The 1592-nt window shown below is 43.8% G+C and carries 2 protein-coding genes; both read left to right on the top strand.

Features of this window, described 5'->3' with window-relative positions; genetic code table 11:
• The first annotated feature begins 51 nt into the window (after positions 1-51).
• Entirely contained in the window at positions 52-432 is a 381-nt protein-coding gene (locus tag NBH15_RS29085) for a transposase (protein WP_250824210.1), read from the top strand.
• A complete protein-coding gene (locus tag NBH15_RS29080) occupies positions 405-1313 on the top strand; it encodes an IS3 family transposase (protein ID WP_250824211.1) in 909 nt (302 codons plus the stop codon). The genes NBH15_RS29085 and NBH15_RS29080 overlap by 28 nt, the downstream gene beginning before the upstream one ends.
• The last annotated feature ends 279 nt before the right edge of the window (positions 1314-1592 follow it).

Genomic DNA, 1592 nt, shown 5'->3' with positions numbered 1-1592 from the left:
TGTCTTGTCCTGAAATAGCTTGACAACTTTTTGGACAAAAAAAGAATAAAAATGCAAGAAAAAAAGTCCAGAAGAAAGCACAGCGAGACATTCAAGTTATCTGTGCTACGCGAATATTACAGTAGCGGTTCGAGCAAGAATGGGATAGCCAGGAAGTATTCAATAAATCCATCTTGTTTGTATGACTGGCTAAAAAAGTATCCAATTGAATCCGAATGTTTATCTTTGTCATCAGCAACAATAGAAGCATACCATATGGCCAAGGAACAACCGGAATTGACGCAAACAGAAGAGCTTCAAAAGCGTATAGAGGAATTACGCCGCTCTTTGGAATTGGAGAAAATGCGTAGCCGCGCCTTCGAGAAAATGATAGAGATAGCAGAACAAGAAGAAGGCATCTCAATATTAAAAAAAGATGGTGCCAAACGGTAACGGCGTTACGCGAAGAGTATCCAGGTGAAAGCGTGGCTACTCTTTGCGGGCTGTTTGGTAAAAAACGCCAATGGTATTATGCCAACATGAAAAACGAAGTATCAGAGAGGCAGCGTGTTAAACTGCTTGCCGACATGATTGGCTACTATCGGCAATGTTGCCCACGAATCGGAGGTTACAAATTATTCCATTTATTAAAAAGGGATTTGGGGCACTCCGTGACGCATGGCCGAGATTCGTTCTTGAAAATCTATGACTCAAAAGGTTTCAAACTCAAACCAAACAAACGTAGACGCACAACGGATTCCAAACATATTTACAAGAAGTATCCCAACCTTGTAAAAGGATTGACAGCCATGTATTCCAACCATATATGGGTGTCGGACATAACGTATGTATGGATATTGGGAGATGTATTGTACCTGCACCTTGTCACCGATGCCTATTCTCATGCCGTGCTGGGGTGGTGCCTGTCAGAGACCCTTGAGGCCTCGTTCACGATTGAAGCCTTGCGGATGGCGATACGGACAGCCGGTGGTGGAAACCTTTGCGGTACCATACACCATTCCGACAAAGGGTCTCAATATGCCAGCGACGCCTATGTGGACTGTCTCATTGACCATCACATACGGATAAGCATGACGGAAAGGTATGAGCCTACGGACAACGCCATAGCAGAAAGGCAGAACGGGATCTTCAAGGTCGAATGGATATATGAACAGGAAATGTACAAGGACTGGGAACAGGCCAACACGCAGATTAAAGGCATGGTCGACTTTTATAACAACCGAAGACCTCACATGAGTATCGGGATGAAATACCCTATGGAGGTTTATAAAGGAGAAATGCCCGGGAAAAATCTTTGGAAAAAAGAGAGCTGATTCTTGTCGGTCAGTTTCTCAAGCAGTACTTTTGTGTGCCGAGAATTGGTGATCGACGGTTTTAAGCCATCGTCCACTAAAGTCAGTCGGGGGATCGAACCCCGACCGACTTTGCCGAGAATATGGTTCACTCTGGTATTATCCATTGTCCGCGCCTAATGACAAGCCTTTCTGATGCTTTATTACGGGGTGACAAGCTATACAGAGTGACTGTGAACTTATTGACAAGTAAAGTCGTTTAACTACCAAAAAAATGACAAGTGATTTTAGGGATAGACA

The sequence above is a fragment of the Parabacteroides caeci genome (assembly GCF_023656795.1).
GTDB classification, from domain to species: Bacteria; Bacteroidota; Bacteroidia; order Bacteroidales; family Tannerellaceae; genus Parabacteroides; species Parabacteroides segnis.
The sequence above is the reverse complement of the archived record's forward strand: the minus strand, read 5'-3'. Positions and strand labels throughout refer to the sequence as shown.

Coding starts and splice junctions, on each gene's coding strand:
- NBH15_RS29085 (WP_250824210.1), top strand. CDS start 52: ATGCAAGAAAAAAAGTCCAGAAGAAAGCACAGCGAGACATTCAAGTTA.